At 71.0% G+C, this 20,504-nt stretch carries 16 protein-coding genes; 12 read left to right on the top strand and 4 right to left on the bottom strand.

The window, feature by feature from the left end; genetic code table 11:
- The first annotated feature begins 8 nt into the window (after nt 1-8).
- From QTI20_RS16760 to QTI20_RS16745, 4 genes are read left to right on the top strand one after another with little or no spacing between them, the layout of a single operon-like run.
- Nucleotides 9-1,190: a CaiB/BaiF CoA transferase family protein gene (locus QTI20_RS16760; RefSeq protein ID WP_286552501.1), complete on the top strand. Its 1,182-nt coding sequence runs from the start codon at nt 9-11 to the stop codon at nt 1,188-1,190.
- The gene (locus QTI20_RS16755; protein WP_286552499.1) at nt 1,190-2,545 is read left to right on the top strand and encodes an MmgE/PrpD family protein; all 1,356 of its coding nucleotides are present in this window, start codon (nt 1,190-1,192) and stop codon (nt 2,543-2,545) included. The genes QTI20_RS16760 and QTI20_RS16755 overlap by 1 nt, the downstream gene beginning before the upstream one ends.
- A complete protein-coding gene (locus tag QTI20_RS16750) occupies nt 2,542-3,393 on the top strand; it encodes an HpcH/HpaI aldolase/citrate lyase family protein (RefSeq protein ID WP_286552498.1) in 852 nt (283 codons plus the stop codon). The genes QTI20_RS16755 and QTI20_RS16750 overlap by 4 nt, the downstream gene beginning before the upstream one ends.
- Nucleotides 3,394-3,433: 40 nt before the next feature.
- Nucleotides 3,434-4,423, top strand: coding sequence for a tripartite tricarboxylate transporter substrate-binding protein (locus QTI20_RS16745; protein WP_286552497.1), 990 nt, complete (start codon nt 3,434-3,436; stop codon nt 4,421-4,423).
- Nucleotides 4,424-4,438: 15 nt separating this feature from the next.
- Here QTI20_RS16745 and mltB read toward each other — a convergent pair whose 3' ends face one another.
- From mltB to QTI20_RS16725, 4 genes are read right to left on the bottom strand one after another with little or no spacing between them, the layout of a single operon-like run.
- Complete coding sequence (mltB, locus tag QTI20_RS16740; protein WP_286552496.1) at nt 4,439-5,524, bottom strand: lytic murein transglycosylase B; 1,086 nt, start codon at nt 5,522-5,524, stop codon at nt 4,439-4,441.
- Nucleotides 5,525-5,576: 52 nt separating this feature from the next.
- Entirely contained in the window at nt 5,577-7,583 is a 2,007-nt protein-coding gene (locus tag QTI20_RS16735; protein ID WP_286552494.1) for a transglutaminase TgpA family protein, read from the bottom strand.
- Nucleotides 7,577-8,545 carry a DUF58 domain-containing protein gene (locus QTI20_RS16730; RefSeq protein ID WP_286552493.1) on the bottom strand — a complete coding sequence of 323 codons (969 nt, stop codon included), beginning with the start codon at nt 8,543-8,545 and terminating at the stop codon, nt 7,577-7,579. Before QTI20_RS16730 ends, QTI20_RS16735 begins: the two co-directional genes overlap by 7 nt.
- A 12-nt stretch (nt 8,546-8,557) precedes the next feature.
- Nucleotides 8,558-9,478 (bottom strand): AAA family ATPase, encoded by a 921-nt coding sequence (locus QTI20_RS16725; protein ID WP_183026668.1) that lies wholly within the window; start codon nt 9,476-9,478, stop codon nt 8,558-8,560.
- A gap of 100 nt (nt 9,479-9,578) precedes the next feature.
- On the opposite strand from QTI20_RS16725, the gene QTI20_RS16720 reads away from it, so the two are divergent.
- The 8 genes from QTI20_RS16720 to cydC all read left to right on the top strand — a co-directional run bounded on the left by QTI20_RS16720 (nt 9,579) and on the right by cydC (nt 20,468).
- Entirely contained in the window at nt 9,579-10,535 is a 957-nt protein-coding gene (locus QTI20_RS16720) for a histone deacetylase family protein (protein WP_286552491.1), read from the top strand.
- A gap of 1 nt (nt 10,536) precedes the next feature.
- Nucleotides 10,537-11,820: a mechanosensitive ion channel family protein gene (locus QTI20_RS16715; RefSeq protein ID WP_286552489.1), complete on the top strand. Its 1,284-nt coding sequence runs from the start codon at nt 10,537-10,539 to the stop codon at nt 11,818-11,820.
- A gap of 167 nt (nt 11,821-11,987) precedes the next feature.
- Entirely contained in the window at nt 11,988-12,737 is a 750-nt protein-coding gene (locus QTI20_RS16710) for an electron transfer flavoprotein subunit beta/FixA family protein (RefSeq protein WP_198088977.1), read from the top strand.
- A 2-nt stretch (nt 12,738-12,739) separates the two neighbouring features.
- Nucleotides 12,740-13,672 carry an electron transfer flavoprotein subunit alpha/FixB family protein gene (locus QTI20_RS16705; RefSeq protein WP_286552487.1) on the top strand — a complete coding sequence of 311 codons (933 nt, stop codon included), beginning with the start codon at nt 12,740-12,742 and terminating at the stop codon, nt 13,670-13,672.
- A 196-nt stretch (nt 13,673-13,868) separates the two neighbouring features.
- On the top strand, nt 13,869-15,659 hold the full coding sequence (locus tag QTI20_RS16700) for an acyl-CoA dehydrogenase (RefSeq protein WP_286552486.1): 1,791 nt from the start codon (nt 13,869-13,871) through the stop codon (nt 15,657-15,659).
- Between the two features lie 164 nt (nt 15,660-15,823).
- Entirely contained in the window at nt 15,824-16,786 is a 963-nt protein-coding gene (locus QTI20_RS16695; RefSeq protein WP_286552484.1) for an NAD(P)H-dependent flavin oxidoreductase, read from the top strand.
- Between the two features lie 254 nt (nt 16,787-17,040).
- Nucleotides 17,041-18,723, top strand: coding sequence for a thiol reductant ABC exporter subunit CydD (gene cydD / locus QTI20_RS16690; RefSeq protein WP_286552482.1), 1,683 nt, complete (start codon nt 17,041-17,043; stop codon nt 18,721-18,723).
- Nucleotides 18,720-20,468: a thiol reductant ABC exporter subunit CydC gene (gene cydC / locus QTI20_RS16685; RefSeq protein ID WP_503011408.1), complete on the top strand. Its 1,749-nt coding sequence runs from the start codon at nt 18,720-18,722 to the stop codon at nt 20,466-20,468. The genes cydD and cydC overlap by 4 nt, the downstream gene beginning before the upstream one ends.
- Nucleotides 20,469-20,504: the final 36 nt, after the last annotated feature.

The following is a 20,504-nucleotide window of genomic DNA, read 5'->3' as shown; positions in this document are numbered from 1 at the left end:
AGGCCGCCATGACCCGACCCCTGGACGGCATCACCGTCATCTCGCTCGAACACGCCATCGCGGCCCCGTTCTGCACCCGCCAGCTGGCCGACCTGGGCGCGCGCGTGATCAAGGTCGAGCGCCCCGGCACCGGCGACTTCGCGCGCGCCTACGACCAGCGCGTCGACGGCCAGGCTTCGCACTTCGTCTGGGTCAACCGCTCGAAGGAAAGCCTCACGCTCGACCTCAAGCAGCCGGCCGCGCTGGCCGTGCTGCGCGAGCTGATCGCCGGCGCCGACGTGCTGGTGCAGAACCTCGCGCCCGGCGCCGCGGCACGCATGGGCCTGGGCTACGACACGCTGCAGGCGGCGCACCCGGCGCTGATCGTCTGCGACATCTCGGGCTACGGCGAGGACGGGCCCTACCGCGACAAGAAGGCCTACGACCTGCTGATCCAGAGCGAGGCCGGCTTCCTCTCGGTCACCGGCACGCCCGACACCCCCTGCAAGTCGGGCAACTCGATCGCCGACATCGCCGCGGGCATGTACGCCTACACCGGCGTGCTGGCCGCGCTGATGCAGCGCGGCAAGACCGGCAGGGGCTCGCACATCGACGTCTCGATGCTCGAGTCGCTGGCCGAGTGGATGGGCTACCCGATGTACTACGCCTACCAGGGCGCCCCGCCGCCGCCGCGCAATGCGGCCGCGCACGCCACCATCTACCCCTACGGCCCCTTCGCGGCCGGCGATGGCGGCACCGTGATGCTGGGCCTGCAGAACGAACGCGAGTGGCAGCTGTTCTGCGAGAAGGTGCTGCTGCAGCCCGCGCTCGCCGGCGATGCGCGCTTCGACGCCAATGCCCGGCGCAACGCGAACCGCGAGGCGCTGCAGGCCGTCATCCTCGAGACCTTCTCCACGCTGAGCACCGCGCAGGTGCTCGAGCGGCTCGATGCGGCGCAGATCGCCAACGCGCGCATGAACGACATGGCCGGGCTGTGGGCGCATCCGCAACTGGAAGCGCGCGCGCGCTGGCGCGAGGTGGGCTCGCCCGCGGGCCCGATCCCCGCGCTGCTGCCGCCGGGCCGGCAGAGCGCCTTCGACTACCGCATGGACCCGGTGCCGGCGGTGGGCGAGCACACCGAGGCGATCCTGCAGTCGCTGGGCCGCGGCACCGAGGCCATCGCGACGCTGCGCGCGGCGGAGGCCATCTGATGGGCACCGCCACGCTGGCCCGCTTCGCGGCCGAACTGCGCTTCGAACACATTCCCGCGCCCGTGCTGCGCCGCGCCGAAGACCTGCTGGTCGACTGGTTCGGCTCGGCCATCGCCGGCCACGGCACGCGCCCGGTCGAGACCATCGCGGCCTTCGCGCGCGCCATGGGCCCGGCCGAGGGCGCGAGCGAGCTGCTGGTGGGCGGCGGCCGCAGCAGCCCTTATTTCGCGGCGATGGTGAACGCCGCCGCCTCGCACGTGGCCGAGCAGGACGACGTGCACAACGGCTCGGTGTTCCATCCGGCCACGGTGGTGTTCCCGGTCGCGCTGGCCTGGGCGCAGGCGCTGGGCGCGAGCGGCCGGCAGCTGCTGACGGCCGCGGTGGCGGGCTACGAGGTCGGCATTCGGGTCGGCGAATTCCTCGGCCGCTCGCACTACAAGGTGTTCCACACCACCGGCACCGCGGGCACGCTGGCCGCGGCGGCCACGGCCGGCCATCTGCTGGGCCTCGACGCCGCGCGCATGCAGCATGCTTTCGGCTCGGCCGGCACGCAGGCCGCGGGGCTGTGGGAGTTCCTGCGCACCGCCGCCGATTCGAAGCAGCTGCACACCGCGCACGCGGCCGCCGCGGGCCTGATGGCCGCGAGCCTGGCGCGCGACGGCTTCACCGGCGCGCAGCAGATCCTCGAGGGGCCGCAGGGTCTGGCGGCGGGCATGTCGAGCGACGCCGATCCGGCGAAGCTGGTCGACGGCCTGGGCACGCGCTGGGCGCTGGCCGAGACCTCGTTCAAGTACCACGCCTCCTGCCGCCACACGCACCCGGCCGCCGATGCGCTGCTGGCGGTGATGCAGGCGCACGGCCTGCGCGCCGAGGACATCGACCGCGTGCAGACCCACGTGCACCAGGGCGCGCTCGACGTGCTGGGGCCGGTGACCGACCCGGCCACGGTGCACCAGTCGAAGTTCTCGATGGGCACGGTGCTGGCGCTGGTCGCGCGCTTCGGCCAGGCCGGGCTGGGCGAGTTCGACGCGCACTTCCGCGACGACGCCACCGTGGCCCTGCGCGAGCGCGTGCAGATGGTGCTCGACGCCGAGGTCGATGCCGCGTACCCACGCCGCTGGATCGGCAAGGTCACGGTGCGCACCCGCGACGGCCGCGTGCTGGAAGGCCGCGTCGACGAGCCCAAGGGCGACCCGGGCAACACGCTGAGCCGCGACGAGATCACGGCGAAGGCGCTGCGGCTCGCGGCCTTCAGCGGCGGCGCGAGCGAGGCCGGGATGCGCAACGCCATCGCCGCGCTGTGGCGCGTGGCCGAGGCGCCGAGGATCGGCCCGCTGCTCGGGGTCGCCGCATGACGACACTGGCCCTGGCCCGCACCTTCCTGTTCGTGCCGGGCGACCGGCCCGAGCGCCATGCGCGTGCGCTGGCGAGCGGCGCGGGCGCGGTCATCGTCGACCTCGAGGACGCGGTGGCGCCCGAGCGCAAGGCCGATGCCCGCACGCAGCTCGATCACAGCGTCGCGGCCCTGCCGAGCGGTGCGCACGGCCGCCTGCTGGTGCGCATCAACGCCAGCGGCACGCCCTGGCATGCGGAGGACGTGGCGCTGGCCGGCCGCCTCGCGGTGCAGCGGCGGCTGGCCGGCGTGCTGCTGCCCAAGGCCGAGCGCGCCGGCGATCTCGCGGCACTGGCCGGCGTCGTCGGCGCGGACGTGGCGCTGCTGCCCTTGATCGAATCGGTGGCCGGCCTCGATGCGCTCGCTGCGCTGGCCGCCGCGCCGCAGGTGCTGCGCCTGGTGTTCGGCCATCTCGATTTCCAGCTCGACGCCGGCCTGGCCTGCGGGCCCGACGAGGCCGAGCTGGTGCCGGTGCGGCTCGCGCTGCTGCTGGCCTCGCGCCGCGCGGGCTTGGCGCCGCCGGTGGACGGCATCACGGCCGACTGGCGCGACACGGCGCGGCTCGCGGCCGAGGCGGCGCGCGCGCGCCGGGGCGGCTTCGGCGCCAAGCTGTGCGTGCATCCCGAACAGGTTCCAGTCGTGCAGGCGGCCTTCACGCCCAGTGCCGACGAGCGCGCCTGGGCGCACCGTGTGCGCGATGCGGCGCGCGCGGCGGGCGGCGGCGTGGTCAAGGTCGACGGCCGCATGGTCGACGCGCCCGTGGTCCGGCTCGCCGAGCGCCTGCTGGCGCAGGAGGCGCATCCGGCCTGAGCGGCCACCGGTTTCAGTTCACAACACCCTAGGAGACGACATGGCATCGAAGACCCGAACATGGCTGGGCGGCATCGCACTGGCCGCGACACTGCTGCCGATTCACGCGCCGGCGCAATCGGCCTGGCCCGACAAACCCATCACCTTGGTCGTGCCGTACTCGGCCGGCGGCCCGACCGACGTGGTGGCGCGCATGCTGGCCATCCCCATGGGCAAGTCGCTGGGCCAGACGGTGATCGTCGAGAACACGGTGGGGGCGGGCGGCACCATCGCGCCGGCACGGGTGGCGCGCGCCGCGCCCAACGGCAACACGATCCTGATCCACCACATGGGCATGGCGACCGCGCCCGCGCTCTACAAGAAGCTCAACTTCGATCCGCTGAAGGACTTCGAGTACATCGGCCAGGTGCTCGACGTGCCGATGACGCTGCTGTCGCGCAAGGACTTCCCGGCCAACAACTTTCCCGAGCTGCTGGCCTATGTGAAGACGCACAAGGACAAGGTCTCGCTGGCCAATGCCGGCATCGGCGCCGTGTCGCAGCTCTGCGGCCTGCTGTTCGCGAGCCAGATCGGGGTCGAGCTCACGACCGTGCCCTACAAGGGCGCGGGCCCGGCGCTCAACGACCTGATGGGCGGGCAGGTCGACCTCTTGTGCGACCAGACCACGCAGACCGCGCCGGTGATCAAGGACGGCCAGCGGGTCAAGGTGTTCGGCGTGACCACGCCGCAGCGGCTGGCTTCGATGCCCAACATCCCCACGCTCGACGAGCAGGGCCTCAGGGGCTTCGACGTGAAGGTCTGGCACGGGGTCTATGCGCCCAAGGGCACGCCGCCCGAGGTCACGGCCAAGCTCAACGTGGCGCTGCGCGCGGCGCTGCAGGACGAGGCGGTCAAGGCCCGCATCGCCGAGCTGAGTTCGGAGATCGTGCCGATGGACAAGGTCACGCCCGAATCGCTGCGCACCCATCTCGCCGCCGAGACCGCGAAGTGGGGCAAGGTGATCAGGGCCTCGGGCGTGCAGGCGGACTGATCCGCCTTGGACCGGTCAGGGCGCGACGATCGCCTTGACCTCGTTGCCCAGCTCCAGCACCGACATCGCGTAGTAGCTGCTCCAGTTGTAGCGCGTGATCACGTAGAAGTTCTGCGTGCCGGCCACGTAGCTGGGCGCATCGGGGCCGTTCTGCAGCTCGATCAGCGCGAGCAGGCCCGGGTGCGACAGCGCCTCGCCGCGCAGCGTGGCGCCGGCGGCGACGAAGCTGTCGGCGCTGAAGGTGGGCTTGATGTCGGGTGCCATCAGGATCTGCATCTTCAGGCGCTCAGGGTCGAGGCGCACCGGGAAGATCGAGGCCATGCCGCGCTGCCAGCCGAAGGCCTTGAAGTAGTTGGCCACCGAGCCGATCACGTCGGCCGTGTTGTTCACCAGGTCGATGCGGCCGTCGCCGTCGAAGTCGACCGCGTACTTGGCGATGCTGCTGGGCATGAACTGCGGCATGCCCATGGCGCCGGCATAGCTGCCCAGCGGCACCAGCGGGTCCTGCGCGGTGCGGCTCTCGATGCTCAGGAAGCTCTCGAGCTCGCCGCGGAAGAAGGCCTCGCGCTCGGCCGCGCGCGGGTGGCCCTGCGGGAAGTCGAAGGACAGGGTGGCCAGCGCATCGATCACGCGGAAGTTGCCCATGATGCGGCCGTAGAGCGTCTCGACGCCGATGATGCCCACGATGATCTCGGGCGGCACGCCGTACTCGGCCTCGGCCCGCGCCAGCAGCGCCGCGTTGTCGCGCCAGAAGCGCACGCCGGCGTTGATGCGGATGGGGTCGACGATGCGCGCGCGGTAGGCGTTCCAGTTCTTGGCCGAGCCCTTGGCCGGCGGCAGCATGAGCCGCGGCACGTTGGGCAGCAGCTGCGCGGCGCCGATGGTGGCGCGCACCCAGTCGCGGTCGAGGTTGCGGCGCGCAGCCACGTCGTCGGCGAAGCGCATCGCATCGTCGCGCGTGGCGTAGGGCACGGTGCCGCGCACCGCGGTCGCGCCGCGGCGCGCATCGGCGTTCTGCGCGATCGCCGCGGGCGGCAGGGCCAGGGCCGCGAGGAGCAGGCCGGCGAGAAGGGAGGGGGCGGTCGAGGAGAGGCGTCGCATGCGTCGATTGTGCCGTCGCCCCGCAAAGCGCCTTGTGGGAATACCGCTGTTTTCAGCCGGGCCAGCGCAGCCGGCGGAATTCGGCGCGCAATGGGCCCAGCGCGGTGGCGGGCGCGGGCGCATAGCGCTGCGCCTCGAGCGCGAGCAGCCAGTCGTGCGCGGGCTGGGCCGATGCACCGAAGCGCTGCGTGGCCAGCGCCGCCATCTGGCGCGGCGTGGCCGGCTCGGGCAGGACGAGGCCGGCCTTCTCGAGGCGCCGGCGCGCGCGGCGCAGCAGCCGCAGCCAGGGGTCGTGCTGGGCGCGTTCCCACAGCGTCCAGCCCGCGCCGCCCAGCGTCGCGATCACCAGCATCCAGAGCAGCACCGTGGCCAGGTCCTGCAGGCTTGGCGACTCGAAGCCCAGCGACTTGAGCAGGTCGAGCTGGCGGCTCTGCGTGTAGTTGAGCACCCACTGGTTCCAGCGGTTGTTGACCGCCTCCCAGGCCGCGCGCAGGTTCTGCGACAGCGTGGGGCTCATGGTGCCGATCGCGCTGGCGAAGAAACCCGGTGGCGAGCTCAGCCGCTGGAAGCTGCCGACGCGCCCGGGCGACACTGCGGCCGTCGGGTCGACCCGCGTCCAGCCGCGGCCGGCCTGCCAGACCTCGGCCCAGGCGTGGGCGTCGGACTGGCGCAGCACCCAGTAGCCGTCGACGCCGTTGAGCTCGCCGCCCTGGTAGCCGGTGACGATGCGCGCCGGGATGTCGAGCCCGCGCATCAGCACCACGAAGGCCGAGGCGATGTGCTCGCAGAAACCGGTCTTGCGGTCGAACCAGAACTCGTCGGCGGTCTCGTCGCCGTAGACGCCGGGTTCCAGCGTGTAGCTGTAGCCGCCGCTGCGCAGGCGCTCGAGCGCGGCCTGCACGAAAGCGGGCGTGTCGGCATTGGCCAATCGCGGATCGCGCTTCATCTCGGCCGCGAGCGCCAGCGTGCGCGGGTTGCGGCCCGCGGGCAGCGCGACGTAGGGCTGCAGCGCGGCGGTGCGCCGCAGCGGGCCGCTCTGGAAGTCCGGATAGCTCTCGGCGCGGTAGCGCACCAGGTCGCCGATCGCGCGGTTCGCCACCCATTGCAGTTCGGGCGTGGCCATCACGCGCAGGCCGGGGATCTCGGGCAGTGTTTTCGGCGCGGGGGCGTCGAGCGTGAGCAGCCAGGGCCGGTTGCTGGGCTCGAGCGTGACCTCGTAGCGCACCGGCTCGCCCTGCACGCGCAGGTTGGCGTCGAAGCTGCCGCGTTCCCAGGGCGGGGTCGCGGTCCATTCGCGGCCGTCGAAGTTCGACAGCACCGGGCCGCGGAAGTAGAGCTGGGGCTGGGGCGGCGGCGTGCCGCTGTCGAAGCGCACGCGCGCGGCGATGCCGTCGTCGAGCGCCAGCGACGCGATGCTGCCCACCCGCATCGTGTTCGACAGCCCGCTGCGCCCGGTCATCTCGTCGTTGGGCGTGCCCCACAGCGGCGCCATGCGCGGGAACAGCATGAACAGCGCGAGCATGATCGGCGCGCCCAGCAGCGCCATGCCGCCCGCGGTGCGCGCGGCCTGCAGCAGCGGCGGCCGGCCCACCGGCATGTGGGCATTGACCAGCGCGGTCAGCAGGCCCAGCAGCGCGAACAGCATCGCCACCGCGGTCGGCAGCGACTGCGACTGGAAGAAGTTGGTCAGCATCACGAAGAAGCCGAGGAAGAAGATCACCAGCGCGTCGCGCCGCGCGCGCACCTCCAGCGTCTTGAGCGCGAGCAGCACCACCACCAGCGTCACGCCCGCATCGCGCCCGATCAGCGTGCGGTGGGTGGCGAAGATGGCGACCAGCGCGACCGCCAGCAGCGCGAAGCGCCACCAGCGCCCGGGCAGCGGCCGCGACTGCACGGCCAGCGTGCCGCGCCAGAGCAGCACGGCGGCGGTGAACAGCGTGCACCACAGGGGCAGGGTGCCGACTTGCGGCAGCAGCACGAGCGCGATCACGCACAGCAGGAACAGCGTGTCGCGCGCGTCGCGCGGCAGCGCGCCGAGCCTTTGCGTCAGCTTCAGCATGTGGCCAGCACCTCGAGGCAGCGGCGCCGGTGCGCCTCGCCCTGCGCCGGCGGCACCTGCCGGCCGGCCACGCGCAGGCCGTAGTCGATGCCCAGCCGGTCGGCCATCAGCACCCAGGCGCACAGGCGCGAGAGCCGCGCCTCGACGTCGGGCAGCGCCGCGTGCTGGGCGTCGAGCCAGAGTTCCTGCCGCTGGGACTGCTGGGTGTCGCGGCTCACCAGTTCGTCGGAGCCCGCGGCCTGGGCACGCGCCGCCTTCTTCCAGACCACCAGCTTGAGCGGGTCGCCGCGGCGGTAGGCCCGCACGCCGTCGTATTCGCCGGCGCTCGCGGCGCGGGCCAGCGAGGTGCTGGCGTCGCCGGCCAGCGGTTCGCCGGGCGGCAGGGCGGGCGGATGCGCTTCGGGCGCGGGGTAGACCAGCAGCGCCGAGGCGGGCCGCCACACGGTCCAGACGCGGAAGGTGCCGAGCGGGAAGCGGGTCTCGGCCGTGAGCGGCGGCACCGGGTGCAGGCCGCGGCGCTCGGGCTTGAAGGCGATCTCGACCGTCTCGCTGCCCTGGGCCGGCACGTCACACCAGGCCCACTGGCCGCTGCCGCGCACCGCCAGGCCGATGCCGTGGCGCACGCTGCGCCGCGCGTTGTGCAGCACGATGCGAAACATGGCGGCGCTGCCCGCGTACTGCGGCTCGGGCGGCATCAGGTGCATCGAGAGGCCGCGCAGCGTGGCGTGGCTCACGTGCATGCCCACGGCCACGCAGCCGGCCAGCATGAAGGTCAGCAGGTAGCCCAGGTTGAGCTGGTAGTTGATCGACGCGACCAGCAGCACGACCAGCGTCAGCGCCAGCATCCAGCCCGCGCGCGTCGGCACGATGTAGACGTTGCGCTGGGTCAGCGCGAGCATGTCGCTGGGCGGCCGGCGGGACAGGAACCAGCCGTCGATGCGCCGTCGCAGCGTGGCGATCATGGACGGTTCAGGTCAGGGCAGCGGGATGGCGGCGACCATGGCGCGCACCTGCTCGAAGGCGCCGCGGCCGGCGTCGCCCACGGGCGTGACGCGGTGCGCCACGGTCTGCGGCAGTACCGCCTGCACGTCGTCGGGCGCCACGTAGTCGCGCCCGGCCAGCAGCGCCTGCGCCTTGGCGGCCCGCAGGATGGCGATGCCCGCGCGCGGCGACAGGCCCTGCAGGAACCAGCGGCCGTCGCGGGTGGCGGCGATCAGGTCCTGCACATAGTTCAGGAGCGGTTCGGAGGCGTGCACCTGCTGCACGCGCTGCTGCAGCGCCTGCAGTTCGCCCGCGTCGAGCAGCGCGGGCAGGGTGGCCAGCATCTCGCGCCGGTCGGCGCCGGCCAGCAGCTCGCGCTCGGCCGCGCGGTCGGGGTAGCCCAGCGAGATGCGCATCAGGAAGCGGTCGAGCTGCGACTCGGGCAGCGCGAAGGTGCCGAGCTGGTCATGCGGGTTCTGGGTCGCGATCACGAAGAAGGGCGTGGGCAGCGGCCGGGTCTCGCCTTCGATCGTGACCTGCTTCTCCTCCATCGCCTCGAGCAGCGCGCTCTGGGTCTTGGGGCTGGCGCGGTTGATCTCGTCGGCCAGCAGCACCTGCGAGAAGATCGGCCCGGGATGGAACACGAAGGCTTGCTGGTTGCGGTCGTAGATGGCCACGCCCGACAGGTCGCCCGGCATCAGGTCGGCCGTGAACTGCACGCGCGAGAACTGCAGGCCGAAGGTGTGCGAGAGCGCGTGGGCGAGGGTGGTCTTGCCGACCCCCGGCACGTCCTCGATCAGCAGGTGGCCGCCCGCCAGCAGGCAGGCCACGCAGTCGCGCACCTGCGCCTCTTTGCCCACGATCACCGTGTTAAGCTGAGCCAGCAAACTGGCGAGCTTTGCGGCAACGTCCATTTTTGTATCCATATGCAAACCATACCGCAAGGCGCGAAGGCCCACGCCGGCCAAGGGTGGCGGGGCGCAGCGACGAGTCTGCGGTGAGATCGACCGAGACATGGGCAAAACCGGCTACTTCACACACCGCGACTGCTGGAAACACGACATGGGCGGGGGCCACCCCGAATGCCCCGAACGCCTCGACGCCATCGAGGACCGGCTGCTGCTCACCGGCGTCGGCGACGCCCTCGAACGCTGTGACGTGCCGCTGGCCACGCTCGAACAGATCACCCGGGCCCACAGCGTGGCCCACCTCGAACATCTCGAATCGCTGAGCCAGCGCCTGATCGAGGACAACCCCGCCGGCGGTCCCGCCCATGCGATGCTCGACCCCGACACCGTGCTCATGCGCTACACCGTGCTGGCCGCGCGCCGGGCGGCCGGCGCCGCGGTGGCGGCCACCGATGCGGTGATGTCCGGCCAGCTCGAGAACGCCTTCTGCGCGGTGCGCCCGCCGGGCCACCATGCGGAGCGCGAGCAGGCCATGGGCTTCTGCTTCCTCAACAACGTGGCGATCGCGGCGCGCCATGCGCTCGAGGTGCATGGGCTGGAACGCGTGGCCGTCGTCGACTTCGACGTGCACCACGGCAACGGCACCGAGAACATCCTGGCCGGCGATCCGCGCGTGCTGATGGTCGGCTTCTTCCAGCATCCCTTCTATCCTTTCAGCAACGTCGACCATCCGGCGGCGAACATGCTCAACCTGCCGGTGCCGGCCTACACCAAGGGCATGGACGTCCGCGAGCTGATCGACATGATGTGGCTGCCGCGGCTGGAGGAATTCAAGCCGCAGATGATCTTCGTGAGCGCCGGCTTCGACGCCCACCGCGACGACGAGATGGGCCAGTTGCGGCTCAACGAGAACGACTTCGCCTGGATCACCGAGCGGGTGCACGAGGTGGCGCGGCGCCATGCGCGCGGGCGCATCGTGTCGCTGCTCGAGGGCGGCTACAACCTCGACGCGCTGGCCCAGAGCGTGGAGGCCCACATCCGCGTACTGGCTGACCTGCGCTGAAATGAACCTCGACGACTTCATGGCGCGGCTGGCCCAGGTCCAGGCGCGCGGCCTCTGGATCGAGCTGGCGGCGCTGGTGGCCTGCGTGGCGCTGGCCTGGGGCGTGAGCCGCTGGTTCGGCCGCGACCAGCCCAGCGACTCGATCTGGTTCGGCGCGCGCACCTTCGACGGCCTGCTGTTCCCGCTGCTGGCGCTGGTGTTCACCGAACTCGCGCGGCGCGTGGTGCACGACTTCCAGGTGGTGGTGGTGTTGCGCATCGCGGTCTCGGTGTTCGTGTCGCTGGCCGCGATCCGGCTGATCGCGCGGGTGCTGCGCGCGGTGTTCCCGGCCTCGACGCTGGTGCGGCTGGTCGAGCGCACCGTGTCGTGGGCGGCCTGGGCCGGGGCGGTGCTGTGGATCGTCGGCCTGCTGCCGCCGGTGCTGGCCGAGCTCGACGACATCACGCTGGCCTTCGGCAAGACCCGGGTCAGCCTGCTGACCTTCTTCCAGGGCACGCTCTCGGCCGGCCTGGTGCTGGTGGTGGCGCTCTGGATCTCCAGCACGATCGAGAAGCGCATCCTGCGCGAGGCCGTGACCGACCTCTCGATGCGCAAGGTGGCCTCGAACGCGATCCGCGCGATCCTGCTGCTGATCGGCCTGCTGTTCGCGCTGTCGGCCGTGGGCGTGGACCTGACCGCGCTGTCGGTGCTGGGCGGCGCGCTGGGCGTGGGCCTGGGCTTCGGGCTGCAGAAGCTGGCGGCCAACTACGTGAGCGGCTTCGTGATCCTGCTCGAGCGCTCGATCCGCATCGGCGACAACGTCAAGGTCGACAGCTTCGAAGGCCGGATCACCGACATCAAGACCCGCTACACCCTGATCCGCGCGGGCAACGGGCGCGAGGCCATCGTGCCCAACGAATCGCTGATCACCAGCCGGGTCGAGAACCTGTCGATCTCCGACCGCAAGTTCAACATCACGACCGCCATCGTGGTCGGCTACGAGAGCAGCGTGGCGCAGGTGCAGTCGATCCTGGTCGAGGCGGCCAAGGCCCAGGCGCGCGTCATGACCGACCCGTCGCCGATCGCCTACCTGACCAACTTCGCGCCCGACGGCCTGGAGTTCACGCTGCATTTCTGGGTCGCCGACCCGGAAAAGGGCCGGGACAACCTGCGCTCGGCCATCAACATCGCGATCCTCGAAGGGCTGCGCGCCGCGGGCATCGACATTCCCAGTCCGCAGCGCGTGCTGCGGGTCGCATCCTTGCCCGAGGGTTTTCAGCCGGCGGGGATCGCGCCTCCCGTATAATTTTCCCTTAAAAAGCACGATCGTTCTTTTTTGTTCGGTGGCTTCTGCCTGTCGGAACCGGCTTGCGCGGGCAGTGACCGAAACGGACAGGGCTCACGAAGCCCTCGCCCTAGAATGATTGGCTACCCCGAATTCACTCAGTTTTGCAATCCTACGGAGTCATACCCATGAAGGTTCTGGTCCCAGTCAAACGGGTCGTCGACTACAACGTCAAGGTCCGTGTGAAGAGCGACGGCACGGGCGTCGACATCGCCAACGTCAAGATGAGCATGAACCCCTTCGACGAGATCGCCGTCGAAGAGGCTGTGCGCCTGAAGGAGAAGGGCGTGGTGACCGAGGTCATCGCCGTCTCCTGCGGCGACGCGAAGTGCCAGGAAACCCTGCGCACCGCGATGGCCATCGGCGCCGACCGCGGCATCCTGGTCGAGACCACCGAAGAACTGCAGCCCCTGGCTGTCGCCAAGCTGCTCAAGGCGCTGGTCGACAAGGAACAGCCCCAGCTGATCATCCTGGGCAAGCAGGCCATCGACGACGACGCCAACCAGACCGGCCAGATGCTGGCCGCGCTGGCCGACCTGCCGCAAGCCACCTTCGCCTCGAAGGTCGAAGTGGCCGGCGACAAGGCCACCGTCTCGCGCGAAGTCGACGGCGGCATGGAGACGCTGACGCTGACGCTGCCGGCCGTGATCACGACCGACCTGCGCCTGAACGAGCCGCGCTACGTGACCTTGCCCAACATCATGAAGGCGAAGAAGAAGCAGCTCGACACCTTCAAGCCCGAGGACCTGGGCGTGGACGTCAAGCCGCGGCTGAAGACCCTCAAGGTCAGCGAGCCGCCCAAGCGCGGTGCGGGCATCAAGGTGCCCGACGTCGCGACCCTGGTGGACAAACTGAAGAACGAAGCGAAGGTGATCTGAACATGAGCGCACTAGTCATTGCCGAACACGACCACGCCACGGTCAAGCCCGCCACCCTCAACACCGTGACCGCGGCCATCGCCTGCGGCGGTGAAGTCCATGTGCTGGTCGCTGGCGCCAACGCCGCCGAAGCCGGCAAGGCCGCCGCGCAGATCGCTGGCGTCACCAAGGTCATCGTGGCCGACAGCCCCAGCCTGGCCGAGAACCTGGCGGAGAACGTTGCTGCCCAGGTGCTGGCGATCGCCGGCAACTACAGCCACATCCTGTTCCCCTCGACCGCCAACGGCAAGAACGTCGCACCGCGCGTGGCCGCCAAGCTGGACGTGGCGCAGATCAGCGACATCACGGCCGTGGTGAGCGCAGACACCTTCGAGCGTCCGATCTACGCGGGCAACGCGATCGCGACCGTGCAGAGCACCGATGCGACCAAGGTCATCACGGTGCGCACCACCGGCTTCGACGCCGCCGCTGCCACCGGTGGTTCGGCTTCGGTCGAAACCGCCGAAGGCGTGGCCGACAGCGGCAAGAGCGCCTTCGTGGGCCGCGAGGTCACGAAGAGCGAGCGCCCCGAACTGACGGCCGCCAAGATCATCGTCTCGGGCGGCCGCGCCCTGGGCAGCGCCGAGAAGTTCCAGGAGGTGATGGCACCGCTGGCGGACAAGCTCAACGCGGGCCTGGGCGCCAGCCGCGCGGCTGTCGACGCGGGCTACGCCCCGAACGACTGGCAGGTCGGCCAGACCGGCAAGATCGTGGCACCGCAGCTCTACATCGCGGCCGGCATCTCGGGCGCGATCCAGCATCTGGCGGGCATGAAGGACTCCAAGGTGATCGTGGCGATCAACAAGGACGAAGAGGCGCCGATCTTCTCGGTGGCCGACTACGGCCTGGTGGCGGATCTGTTCACCGCCGTGCCGGAACTCGTCAAGGCGCTTTAAAAAAAACACGGGCCACTGGACGCCGAGGACGCCGAGACCGCGCAAGAAAAACTCAGAGAAGCCAGACTTCAAATCCTTGGAGTCCCCTTTTTGGATTCCTTTTGCGTTTTCTGCGAATCCTTCGCGTCCTCTGCGTCCGGCAGCCCGCATTCATGAAGGCACCGTTCGCGGTGCCTTTTTCGTATCTGGAGAGACCATGAGCTACACCGCCCCCCTCAAGGACATGCTGTTCGACATCGAGCACCTGGCCCATATCGGCGAGATCGCCAAGCTGCCCGGCTTCGAGGAAGCCGGCCTCGACACCGCGCAGGCCGTGCTCGAGGAGTGCGCACGCTTCAACCAGGACGTGGTGGCACCGCTCAACGTCGAAGGCGACCGCAACCCCTCGTCCTTCAAGGACGGCGAAGTCACCACCAGCAAGGGCTTCAAGGACGCCTTCGCGCAGTACGTGTCGGGCGGCTGGCAGGGCCTGCAGCACCCCGCGGACTTCGGCGGCCAGGGCCTGCCCAAGACCATCGGCGCGGCCTGCGGCGAAATGCTCAACTCGGCCAACATGAGCTTCGCGCTGTGCCCGTTGCTCAGCGACGGCGCGATCGAAGCGCTGCTGACGGCGGGCTCCGACGAACTCAAGGCGGTGTACCTCGAGAAGCTGGTGAGCGGCCAGTGGACCGGCACGATGAATCTCACCGAGCCGCAGGCCGGCAGCGACCTGGCGCTGGTGCGCAGCCGGGCCGAGCCGCAGCCCGACGGCACCTACAAGGTCTTCGGCACCAAGATCTTCATCACCTACGGTGAGCACGACATGGCGGAGAACATCGTGCACCTGGTGCTGGCCCGCGTGAGCGGCGCGCCCGAGGGCGTGAAGGGCATCAGCCTGTTCGTGGTGCCCAAGTTCATGGTCGAGAAGGATGGCTCGCTGGGCGCGCGCAACGATGTGCACTGCGTGAGCATCGAGCACAAGATGGGCATCAAGGCCTCGCCCACGGCCGTGCTGCAGTACGGCGACCACGGCGGTGCGGTCGGCTACCTCGTGGGCCAGGAGAACCGCGGCCTCGAGTACATGTTCATCATGATGAACTCGGCCCGCTACGCGGTGGGCATGCAGGGCATCGCGATCGCCGAGCGCGCCTACCAGCATGCCGTCGCCTACGCCAAGGACCGCGTGCAGAGCCGTCCGGTCGACGGCTCGATCAACGGCAGCGCGGCGATCATCCACCACCCCGACGTCAAGCGCATGCTGATGACGATGCGCGCCTACACCGAAGGCTGCCGCGCGATGGCCTCGGTGGCCGCCGCGGCCTACGACGCCTCGCACCACCATCCCGATGCCGACGCGCGCAAGCAGAACCAGGCCTTCTACGAATTCATGGTGCCGCTGGTCAAGGGCTACAGCACCGAGATGAGCCTGGAAGTGACCTCGCTGGGCGTGCAGGTGCACGGCGGCATGGGCTTCATCGAGGAGACCGGCGCGGCGCAGTACTACCGCGACGCGAAGATCCTGACCATCTACGAAGGCACGACCGCGATCCAGGCCAACGACCTCGTGGGCCGCAAGACCGCACGCGACGGCGGCCAGACCGCCAAGGCCATCGCCGCGCAGATCGAGACCACCGAGGCCGAACTCGCCAAGCGCGACAGCGCCGATGCGCGCGCGGTGCACAAGCGCCTGAAGGCCGCGCGCGAAGCCTTCGTCGACGTGGTGAACTTCGTCGCCGGCCAGACCAAGGCCTCGCCCAACGCGGTGTTCGCGGGCAGCGTGCCCTACCTGATGCTCGCGGGCAACCTGGTGGCCGGCTGGCAGCTGGCGCTCTCGCTGCTGGTCGCCGAGGAACAGGCCCGGGCCGGCCACGAAGTGGCCTTCATGCAGGCCAAGATCGTCACCGCGCGCTTCTACGCCGAGCACATCCTCAACAAGGCGCCGGGCCTGCGCGACAGCATCGTCGACGGCGCCGAGAGCGTCACGGCGCTGGCGCTCGACGCCTTCTGAAACACGGACTTCCGGACGCAGAAGTCGCAAAGGTTACGCAGAAGTCGCAGAAGAAAAATCAAAATTTGTCTTCGGTCTCTTCTGCGTCCTCTGCGTCACTTTTGTCTTCCTTCTGCGTCCGGAAGTCCGATCCCGCATCCCCCAACTTTCCTGAGACAAGCACCATGTCCAAGCTCCCCTCCGTGCTCGCGAACCTGCCGCTGCCCATCATCGGCTCGCCGCTCTTCATCATCAGCAACCCCCAGCTGGTGATCGCCCAGTGCAAGGCCGGCGTGGTCGGCGCGATGCCGGCGCTCAACGCGCGGCCGGCCGCGCAGCTGGAGGAGTGGCTGATCGAGATCACCGAAGAACTGGCCGCCTACAACAAGGCCAACCCCGACAAGCCGGCCGCGCCCTTTGCCATCAACCAGATCGTGCACAAGAGCAACGACCGGCTCGAGCACGACATGGAGATGGTCGTGAAGTACAAGGTGCCGATCGTCATCACCTCGCTGGGCGCGCGCACCGACGTCAACGATGCGGTGCACAGCTACGGCGGCGTGACCCTGCACGACATCATCGACAACAAGTTCGCCAGGAAGGCGATCGAGAAGGGCGCCGACGGCATCATCGCCGTGGCGGCCGGCGCCGGCGGCCATGCGGGCGTGAAGAGCCCGTTTGCGCTGGTGCAGGAGATCCGCCAGTGGTTCGACGGCCCGATCGCGCTGTCGGGCTCGATCGCCAGCGGCGACGCGGTGCTGGCGGCGCAGGCCATGGGCGCCGACTTCGCCTACATCGGCACCGCCTTCATCGCGACCGAGGAAGCCCGCGCCAGCGAGGCCTACAAGCAGGCCATCGTCGACGGCAGCTCCGACGACATCGTCTACTCGAACCTGTTCACCGGCGTGCACGGCAACTACCTTGCACCCAGCATCGTCGCGGCCGGCATGGACCCGGCGAACCTGCCCGAAGGCGACCTCAAGACCATGAACTTCGCTTCCGGCGACGGCAGCAAGGCCAAGGCCTGGAAGGACATCTGGGGATCGGGCCAGGGCATCGGCGCGATCACCGAAGTCACCAGCACGGCGGCCTTCGTCGAGAAGCTCAAGCGCGAATACTTCGCGGCGCGCGCGCGGCTGGCGCTCTGATCCGCTTCCTCTCGGTCGATTGACCCGCCGCCCAGTGCCTGGGCGGTGAACGACGGCGCGTCCAGCGCCGCTCGAAAAAATCCTTTTCCGCGTCCCCGCCGCCACCTCGCGAGAGCCCGTGGCGGCGCAGCCGCGCGCGCCCGTCTTTGGCCATTTCACGTATCGCGGTCATCATGCGCCGTGCAAACGCAGCGCACATCCTTTAAACTTCAGGAAGTTTCAGTAAATACTGAAATTACATGAATCCCACAAAGATGTCTTCTTCGCCTTCCCGCACCACGCCATCGACCGAGGCCGTCGGCCGATCGACCGATGCCTTGCGTGCCCTGGCGGCCCCGGGCCTCGGCAGCCTGGTGCAGGGCGCCGCGGCGCTGTTCTGGTTGCCGCAGGCGGGCTTGCTGGCCTGGGCGGTGCAGGGGCTGGGCGCGGGCGAGGGCATGGCCGCGGTGTGGCTGCCGGCGCTGGGCGTGTTGCTGCTCGGCGTGGCGCGCGCGGCCTGCGAGGCCTGGGGCGCGCGCCGCGTGTTCGCCGAGGTGCGGACCCAGCTCTCGGCCTTGCGCGCGCAGGTGGCACGCGCGCTCGCGGCCCGCTCGCCGCTCGATGCGCGCCGGCCGGCCTCGGGCCTGGCGGCCAGCGCGATCGCCGAGCAGGCCGAGGCGGTGGTGCCCTACCTCGCGCGCTACCAGCCCGCGCGCTGGCGCGCGGTGCTGGTGCCCTTGTGCATCCTGCCGCTGGTGGCCTGGTTCTCCTGGGTGGCGGCGCTGGTCCTGCTGGTCACGGCCCCGCTGATCCCGCTGTTCATGGCCATCGTGGGCTGGCGCGCGCAGGCCGCGAGCCGCGAGCAGATGGTGGCGATGGGCGGCATGAACGCCTTCCTGCTCGACCGGCTGCGCGGCCTGGCCACGCTGCGCGCGCTGGGCGCGGTCGACGCCACCGCGCGCCGGCTGGGCGAGGCCGCGCAGTCGCTGCGTCGCCGCACCATGGCCGTGCTGCGCATCGCCTTCCTGTCCTCCGCGGTGCTGGAACTGTTCGCGGCGCTGGGCGTGGCGATGGTCGCGGTCTATGTCGGCTTCCATCTGCTGGGCACGCTGGAATTCGGCAGCTGGGGCACGCGCCTCACGCTGGGCGAGGGCCTGTTCGTGCTGCTGCTGGCGCCGGCCTTCTACGAGCCGCTGCGCGAGCTGTCGGCCGTGTGGCACGACCGCGCGGCCGGCGAGGCGGCGCTCGATGCGCTCGACGGGCTGGCCGAGGGCGGCGTGCCGCTGCCGGGCGCGCAGGCCCAGGCGGCCGTGGGCGAGCGCGTCGGCGCACCCTCGGTCCGGATCCTCGACCTGCACTTCGGCCATGCCGGCGAAGCGCCGGTGCTGCAAGGCTTCGACCTGCGCATCGCGCCCGGCGAACACGTCGCGCTGATGGGCGCCAGCGGCGCCGGCAAGACCGCGCTGCTGAGCCTGATCGCGGGCCTGGTGCCGGCCGATTCGGGCGAGATCGCCATCGGCGGCGTCGCGCTGGACGACGCGAGCGCCGCCGGCCTGCGCCGCCGCATCGGCTGGATGGGCCAGCGCCCTCATGTGTTCGCGGGATCGGTGCAGGCCAACGTGGCGCTGGGTCGGGCCGGCGTGCACGGCTCGCAGGTCGAACAGGCGATGCGCTTCGCCGCGCTGGGTGGCGTGGCGCAGGCCCATCCCGCCACCGCGCTGGGTGAGGGCGGCAGCGGCCTGTCGGGCGGCGAGGCCGTGCGGCTGGCGCTGGCGCGCATCGCGGCCCAGCCCGAGGCCGACCTGCTGCTGGTCGACGAACCCTCCGCGCACCTCGACACCGAAACGGCCGAGCGCGTGGCCGATGCGCTGATGGAACTGGCGCGCGGCAAGACGCTGATCGCCGTGACGCACGACCCCGTCCTGGCCGCGCGCATGAACCGCGTCATTCAGCTATGAGCACGAGCATTCCCCTGAAGACGCGTCGCCGCCTTCCCGGTTTCCGCAGACGGGTCGTGCAGCCGAGCCGTGCCGCCAGCGAGCTGCGCACCGTGCTGCGCCCCTTGCTCGCCACCGCCCCGCGCCGGCTCGCGCTGGGCGCCGCGCTGGCCGCGCTCACCGTGCTCATGGGCATGGCGCTGCTGGGCCTGTCGGGCTGGTTCATCACCGCCACCGCGCTGGCCGGCCTGAGCGCCAGCACCGCGCTGGTGTTCGACGTGTTCGCGCCCTCGGCCGGCATCCGGCTGCTGGCGCTGGGCCGCACCGGCGCGCGCTACGGCGAGCGGCTGGTGACGCACGACGCCACCTTCGCCGCGCTGGCCGACCTGCGCGAACGCCTGTTCCGTGGCTGGGCCCGGCCCGAGGCGGCGCGGCGGCTGCAGGCCCGGCCGGCCCGGCTGCTGTTCCGGCTCACGGCCGACATCGATGCGCTCGAATCGCTCTACCTGCGCCTGATCGTGCCGGCCCTCGCGGCCCTCGGCGCGGCGCTGCTGGCGGGCACGGTGCTGGGCTTCATGCACATCGGCATGGGCGTGGCGCTGGCCGGCTGGCTGATCGCCTTCGGCTGGGGCATGGCCTGGGTCGTGGCGCAGCGCGCCAAGCCGCATGCGATGCGGCGCGCCCAGGCCATGGAAGCCTTGCGTGCCCGCGCGGTCGACCTCGTGGCCGGCCAGACCGAGCTCGCGATGGCGGGCCGGCTCGATGCGCAATGCGAGGCATTGGCCGCGGCCGACCGCCGGCTCGCGCGCGCCGACCTGGCGCTCAATCGCCTCGAACTGCGCGCCGGCATGGGCTATGGCCTCGCGGGCACGCTGACCCTGGTCGCGGTGCTGCTGGGGGTGGGCGCGCTGGCGGGCGAGGGCGCGATCGGCGCGCCGGCCGCGGCGCTGGCCCTGCTGCTGGCGCTCACGGCCACCGAGCCCTTCGCCGCCTTGCGCCGCGGCGCGCTCGAGGCCGGCCGCACCTGGCTCGCGGTGCGCCGCCTCGCGCCGCGCATGCACGACAGCGCGCCACCGGTGCCGGCCGCCGCCTCCGAGGACGTCCGCCTGCACGACATCGTCGCGGGCTACGAAGGCAGCGCGGCGCCGGCGCTGCACGGCCTCTCCTTCACGATCGCGCCCGGCGAGCGCGTGGCGTTGATCGGCCCCAGCGGCGCCGGCAAGTCCACGCTGCTGTCGGTGCTGGCCGGCGAACTCGCGCCCACGCAGGGCGAGCTGCGCGTGCCGCCGCACTGCCTGCTCACGCAGCGCACCGAGCTGTTCCAGGACGACCTGCGCGACAACCTGCGGCTGGCCGACCCGGCGGCCGACGACGCGCGGCTGTGGTCGGTGCTCGAGGCCGCGGGCCTGGCGGCCGAAGTGCGCGCCACCGCGGCCGGGCTCGACACCGCGCTGGGCGAGGGCGGGCTGGGCCTGTCGGGCGGCCAGCTGCGCCGGCTCGCGCTCGCGCGGCTGCTGCTGCGCGACGCCCCCTTCTGGCTGCTGGACGAGGCCACCGAGGCGCTCGACACGGCCACGGCCCACGACGTGCTGCAGCGCCTGGCCGCCGCGGCGCAAGGCCGCACGCTGCTGATCGCCACCCACCTGCGCCGCGAGGCCGCGCTGGCCGACCGGCTGCTGTGCCTCGACGATGGCCGCATCACGGCCGACCTCGCACGCGGCACCCCGGCCTTCGAGGCCGCGCTGCGCACCCTGCGCCCCGACTGACGCCACACACGACGCCACGACCGAAGAAGAAACGAA

This window comes from Variovorax sp. J2P1-31 (assembly GCF_030317215.1).
Classification (GTDB): domain Bacteria; phylum Pseudomonadota; class Gammaproteobacteria; order Burkholderiales; family Burkholderiaceae_C; genus Variovorax.
The sequence above is the reverse complement of the archived record's forward strand: the minus strand, read 5'-3'. Positions and strand labels throughout refer to the sequence as shown.